The sequence below is a fragment of the Mycobacterium talmoniae genome, assembly GCF_001854525.1.
In the GTDB taxonomy this organism is placed as follows: Bacteria; Actinomycetota; Actinomycetes; order Mycobacteriales; family Mycobacteriaceae; genus Mycobacterium; species Mycobacterium talmoniae.
In genome coordinates this window covers 1-5,794 of the sequence record NZ_MLQM01000241.1, presented here as the reverse complement: position 1 = coordinate 5,794, position 5,794 = coordinate 1, and the positions used below count along the sequence as shown (strand labels likewise).

Annotated in this window: 7 protein-coding genes; 5 read left to right on the top strand and 2 right to left on the bottom strand. The window is 69.5% G+C overall.

Going from position 1 to position 5,794, the window contains the following annotated elements; translation table 11 throughout:
• Window positions 1-279: 279 nt before the first annotated feature.
• Window positions 280-1,320: a recombinase RecA gene (gene recA, locus BKN37_RS25355; RefSeq protein ID WP_071029845.1), complete on the top strand. Its 1,041-nt coding sequence runs from the start codon at window positions 280-282 to the stop codon at window positions 1,318-1,320.
• Window positions 1,286-1,810, top strand: coding sequence for a recombination regulator RecX (recX, locus tag BKN37_RS25350; RefSeq protein WP_071029844.1), 525 nt, complete (start codon window positions 1,286-1,288; stop codon window positions 1,808-1,810). The genes recA and recX overlap by 35 nt, the downstream gene beginning before the upstream one ends.
• On the opposite strand, the gene BKN37_RS25345 is transcribed toward recX, so the two are convergent.
• On the bottom strand, window positions 1,807-2,046 hold the full coding sequence (locus tag BKN37_RS25345; RefSeq protein WP_071029842.1) for an Rv1893 family protein: 240 nt from the start codon (window positions 2,044-2,046) through the stop codon (window positions 1,807-1,809). The two genes, recX and BKN37_RS25345, sit on opposite strands and share 4 nt — an antisense overlap.
• 132 nt (window positions 2,047-2,178) lie before the next feature.
• Between BKN37_RS25345 and BKN37_RS25340 the strand changes: the two genes are divergently transcribed.
• The 3 genes from BKN37_RS25340 to BKN37_RS25330 all read left to right on the top strand — a co-directional run bounded on the left by BKN37_RS25340 (window position 2,179) and on the right by BKN37_RS25330 (window position 4,823).
• Entirely contained in the window at window positions 2,179-2,682 is a 504-nt protein-coding gene (locus BKN37_RS25340) for a P-loop NTPase family protein (protein ID WP_242657361.1), read from the top strand.
• A gap of 66 nt (window positions 2,683-2,748) precedes the next feature.
• Window positions 2,749-4,239: a tRNA (N6-isopentenyl adenosine(37)-C2)-methylthiotransferase MiaB gene (gene miaB, locus BKN37_RS25335; RefSeq protein WP_071029839.1), complete on the top strand. Its 1,491-nt coding sequence runs from the start codon at window positions 2,749-2,751 to the stop codon at window positions 4,237-4,239.
• Window positions 4,236-4,823 (top strand): Rv2732c family membrane protein, encoded by a 588-nt coding sequence (locus BKN37_RS25330; RefSeq protein ID WP_071029837.1) that lies wholly within the window; start codon window positions 4,236-4,238, stop codon window positions 4,821-4,823. Before miaB ends, BKN37_RS25330 begins: the two co-directional genes overlap by 4 nt.
• 75 nt (window positions 4,824-4,898) lie before the next feature.
• Here BKN37_RS25330 and BKN37_RS25325 read toward each other — a convergent pair.
• On the bottom strand, window positions 4,899-5,794 hold an 896-nt coding region (locus BKN37_RS25325), incomplete at its 5' end, for a DUF349 domain-containing protein (RefSeq protein ID WP_071029835.1).

Below are 5,794 nucleotides of genomic sequence, written 5' to 3'. Positions count from 1 at the left end.
AAGGTGCTGATCCAGATCGCCGACGACTCCGGCACCGCCCTGCTCGACGGCGCGGTGGCCTACGAGAGCATCATCGATGCCCCCACCGCAGAACCACCGAAATGGCCGCCCGTGCGACCCACGGCGTGTCTGACTTGAATCGAACACCCGTTCGCCTAATGTGGGGGGTGTTCGACGGGCGAGACGCCGCGGCGGGACGACTTGTCAGACCCCGCCGCTAGCGTCGCGGCCAAGCGACCGAAACCGGTCAACCGAACACCGAACTACAGGAGAAATACCATGCCGCAAGCCCCGGATCGCGAGAAAGCTCTCGAACTGGCGATGGCCCAGATCGAGAAGAGTCACGGCAAAGGCTCGGTGATGCGCCTCGGCGACGAGGTGCGTCAGCCGATCTCGGTCATCCCGACCGGATCGATCGCCCTGGACGTGGCGCTGGGCATCGGCGGCCTGCCGCGCGGCCGCATCGTGGAGATCTACGGCCCGGAGTCCTCGGGTAAGACCACCGTCGCACTGCATGCGGTGGCCAACGCCCAGGCCGCCGGCGGGATCGCGGCGTTCATCGACGCCGAGCACGCCCTGGATCCCGACTACGCCAAGAAGCTGGGGGTGGACACCGACTCCCTGTTGGTCTCCCAGCCCGACACCGGGGAGCAGGCGCTGGAGATCGCCGACACGCTGATCCGCTCCGGCGCGCTGGACATCCTGGTTATCGACTCGGTGGCCGCGCTGGTACCGCGTGCGGAGATCGAAGGCGAGATGGGGGACAGCCACGTCGGCTTGCAGGCCCGGCTGATGAGCCAGGCGTTGCGGAAGATGACTGGTGCGCTGAACAATTCGGGCACCACCGCGATTTTCATCAACCAGCTGCGAGAAAAAATCGGTGTGATGTTCGGCAGTCCTGAAACCACCACGGGCGGAAAGGCTTTGAAGTTTTACGCTTCAGTTCGCTTGGACGTCAGGCGTATTGAAACGCTCAAGGACGGCACCGACGCGGTCGGTAACCGCACCCGCTGCAAGGTGGTCAAGAACAAGGTCAGCCCACCGTTCAAACAGGCCGAGTTCGACATCCTCTACGGCAAGGGCATTAGCCGCGAGGGCTCGCTGATCGACATGGGTGTGGATCAGGGCTTTATCCGCAAGTCCGGCTCCTGGTACACCTACGAGGGCGAGCAGCTGGGGCAGGGCAAGGAGAACGCCCGCAACTTCTTGCTGGAGAACACCGACGTGGCCGACGAGATCGAGAAGAAGATCAAAGAAAAGCTCGGCATTGGCGCCGTGGTGACCGATGACAGCGTCCTGCCCGCCCCCGTCGACTTCTGATCCGAACCGCGAGGAGCAGGCGCGGGCGTTGTGCCTGCGTCTGCTCACCGCGCGGGCGCGCACCCGCGCCGAGCTCGAAGCCCAGCTGACCAAGCGGGGTTATCCCGACGAGGTCAGCAATCGGGTGCTGGATCGGTTGGCCGCGGTGGGGTTGATCGACGACGCCGATTTCGCCGAGCAGTGGGTCCGGTCCCGTCGGGAGCACGCCGGAAAGGGCAAGCGCGCGTTGGCCGCTGAGCTGCGCACCAAGGGCGTCGACGACGAAGTGATCGCCGCGGCGCTCGACGACCTCGACGCCGATGCCGAGCGCGACCGCGCCGAGCAACTGGTGCGGGCCAAGCTGCGGCGGGAGAAACTCGACGATAGTGACGACCTGCGGGTGCGGCGGCGGCTGGTGGCGATGCTGGCCCGCCGCGGCTACAGCCAATCGATGGCCTACGCCGTCGTCAGCGCCGAAGTCGCCACCGAACGGGAACGCCGCCGGGTCTAATCGACCTCGTCGTCGACGTCTTCGGTGTCTTCGTCGGTACCGGTGAAGAGTTCCTTGGTCCGGTCGACAGCGTGGGTGGCGATATCGAGGGAATCCTGAACGATGGCGCTGGTGCCGCCGGCGACGTCACCCTTAATGATGTGGCTGGCGTCCTCGACGATGTCCGAGGCTTTCTGCACGGCATGCGTCGCGATGTCCCGCGCCGCGGCGACCGCGTCCTTGGGTGTGAAGGCCATGAGAGACTCCCGTCCGTTGCAGTTGGCTCGACTTTAGCCCTGGCAGTCGCGTTCCGCGCCGTCTCAGCCGCCGACCGTCGCACAGATCGGCTGCGGCCCACGCCATGGTAGGGATTAACGGGACTTCGCCGGGTGAATCTGGGGGTGGCCATGCACCGCGTCGTCGTCTTGGGTCGTGGTGGCGCCGGCAAGTCCACGCTCGCCGCCCAACTCGAGCGCCTCACCGCGCTGCCGGTGATCGAACTCGATGCGCACTTCTGGTCGCCGGAGCTCGCGCCCCTACCGCCCGGTGAGTGGGCGACGCGCCAGCGGCGGCTCGTCGCCGACCCGCGCTGGATCCTCGATGGCGATCTCGGTCCCTATGACGCGCCCGAGATTCGGTTGCAGGCCGCCGACACGGTCCTGGTGCTGGACTTCCCGTTATGGCGCTGCGCCTGGCGAACGGGTCGTCGCGGCCGGGAGAAGCTGGACTTCTGGCGCTGGATCCTCGGGTATCGCCGTCGCTACCTGCCCCGCACCAAGGCGGCCATCGCGGCCAACGCGCCCGGCGCCGAAGTGCACTTTTTGCGCAGCCCACGCGACGTTGAACGGTTTCTGGCCGCGGTGCGCGACTCCGGTCACCGCGATTCGCGCTGATCGCGACGTGAACAAGCTGGATGCCCGACCCCGACCGCCCCTACCGCGCCGCCGTACCATGGGCGCGTGACATCGACGACGGACGTGGCGGTGCGCACCTATCAGGTGCGCACCTACGGCTGTCAGATGAACGTCCACGACTCCGAGCGGCTCGCGGGTCTGCTGGAGGCCGCCGGCTACCGGCGCGCCCCCGCGGACACCGACGCCGACGTGGTGGTGTTCAACACCTGCGCGGTGCGGGAGAACGCCGACAACAAGCTGTACGGCAACCTCAGCCACCTGGCGCCGCGCAAACGCGACAACCCGGACATGCAGATCGCGGTCGGCGGCTGCCTGGCCCAAAAAGACAAAGACGCGGTGCTACGCAAGGCGCCGTGGGTCGACGTTGTGTTCGGCACCCACAACATCGGGTCGCTGCCGACGCTGCTGGAACGGGCCAAACACAACAAGACCGCCCAGGTGGAAATCCTCGAGGCGCTGCAGGAGTTCCCGTCGGCACTGCCCGCCGCCCGTGAATCCGCCTACGCCGCCTGGGTTTCCATCTCGGTGGGCTGCAACAACACCTGCACGTTCTGCATCGTCCCGTCGCTGCGCGGCAAAGAGGTCGACCGCAGCCCGGCCGACATCCTCGCCGAGGCGCAGGCCTTGGTGGACACCGGTGTGCTGGAAATCACCCTGCTGGGCCAAAACGTCAACGCCTACGGCGTCTCGTTCGCCGACCCGAACCAACCCCGCGACCGCGGCGCCTTCGCCGATCTGCTGCGCGCCTGCGGACGCATCGACGGGCTCGAACGCGTCCGGTTCACCTCACCGCATCCGGCCGAGTTCACCGACGACGTCATCGACGCGATGGCCGAGACGGCGAACGTGTGCCCCGCCCTGCACATGCCGCTGCAGTCAGGCTCGGATCGCGTGCTGCGGGCCATGCGGCGCTCCTACCGCGCCGAGCGCTACCTGGGCATCATCGACAAGGTCCGCGCGGCCATCCCGCACGCCGCGATCACCACCGACCTGATCGTCGGTTTCCCCGGCGAAACCGAGGAGGACTTCGCGGCCACCCTGGACGTGGTCCGGGCGGCCCGATTCTCGGCGGCGTTCACCTTCCAGTACTCCAAACGCCCCGGCACCCCGGCCGCTGACCTGGACGGCCAGCTGCCCAAAGCCGTGGTGCAGGAGCGCTACGACCGGCTGATCGAACTGCAGGAGCGGATCTCCCTGGAGGAGAACCGGGCGCAGGTCGGGCGGACGGTGGAGCTGCTGGTCGCCGTCGGGGAGGGCCGCAAGGATGAGGCCACCGCGCGGATGAGCGGCCGCGCCCGCGACGGCCGGCTGGTGCACTTCAGCCCGGGTGGGCAGCAGGTGCGTCCGGGCGACATCGTCACCACCGTGGTCACCGACGCCGCCCCGCACCACCTGCTCGCCGACGGGCCACTGCTGAGCCACCGCCGCACCCGCGCCGGTGACGCGCAGGAATCCCGGCCGCGCGGTGTCGGGCTGGGCATGCCCGCGGTGGGACAGCCGGCGCCGGCCGCCGAACCGGTGGGGTGCAGCCAATGACCGGCGACGCATTCGACGCGTACAAGGCCGACATCGAGGCCGCGGAACGCCGCGTCGCCCGTGAAATCGACCCCGGCGCAAGGGCGTTGGTGGTTGCCATCCTGGTGTTCGTGCTGCTGGGATCGTTCATCCTGCCGCACACCGGCCACGTCCGGGGCTGGGACCTGTTGTTCGGCAGCGACGACGCCAGCGCGGCCGCGGTGGCGCTGCCGTCGCGGCTGTTCAGCTGGCTGGCGCTGGTTTTCGGCGTCGGATTCTCGATGCTGGCGCTGCTGACCCGACGCTGGGCGGTGGCCTGGGTCGCGCTGGCCGGTTCGGCGGTGGCCAGCGCGCTGGGGCTGTTGGCGGTGTGGTCGCGGCAGACGGTCGCCGAGGGGCAACCGGGACCCGGGGTGGGCTTGGTCGTGGCGTGGATCACGGTCATGGTGTTGACGTTTCACTGGGCTCGGGTGGTGTGGTCGCGCACCGTGGTGCAGCTGGCCGCCGAGGAGGAGCGGCGCCGCGCCGCGGCCCAACGCCAGTCCCAGACCCTGCTGGATGACCTCGACAAGCCCGACGACGGCGGCGACGCCACATCCGACTAGCCGCGCGAGCGTGCGCGATCCCGGCCGCACGCGCGGCGTGTCGGCCGGGGACACGCACGCTCGCGGCCAGGGAGGCTAGGTCCGCAGGGCGTCTTCGGCGGCCGCCGCCCACTGCCGCCACTGCTCGGCGCTGGCTTGCGCCTCCTCGGCGTCCTTGTCCCGGCCCGCCGCCCGGGCCTTCTCGGCCTGGCGTTCAAACTGTTCGGCGCGCGCGCGGAATTGCTCGGCCCGGGCCTGCGCCTGCGGATCGGTCCAGTCCGATTCGGCGGCGTCCCGCACCTTCTTCTCCACCGCGCGCAGCCGTCGCTCCAGCTCGGCGGCGCGCTCCCGCGGCACCTTGCCGATCGCGTCCCACTTGTCGACGATCGAGCGCAGCGCGGCCCGCGCGGCGTCCAGGTTGGCGGTGTCGAGCTTCTCGGCGTCGGCCAGCAGCGCCTCCTTGGCGGCGGCGTTGTCCCGCAGCTCGGCGTCCTTCTCCGCGAACACCGCATTGCGGGCGGTGAAAAACGTGTCCTGGGCGGCCTTGAAGCGCTGCCACAGCGCGTCGTCGACGTCCTTGGCGGCCCGCCCGGCCGCCTTCCATTCGGCCAGCAGCTCGCGAAACGCCGTTCGGGTGGCCGCCCAGTCGGTGGAGTCGGCCAATTCCTCGGCACGGGCGCACAGCCGCTCCTTGGCCGCCCGGGCGCCGGCGCGCTCGCGGTCCAGCTCGGCGAAATGCGATCCGCGGCGCCGGTTGAAGGTCTCCCGGGCCGCCGAATACCGCTTCCACAGCGCGTCGTCGGTCTTGCGGTCCAACCCGGTGATCGTCTTCCACTCGTCGAGGATGGCCCGCAGCCGGTCCCCGGCCGCCTTCCACTGGGTGGCGGTGGCCGCCAGCTCCTCGGCTTCGACCGCCAGCGCCTCCTTGCGGGCGGCCGCCGCGGCGCGATGCTCCTCGCGCCGGGTGCGGTCATCGGCGGCGACGGTCTCGG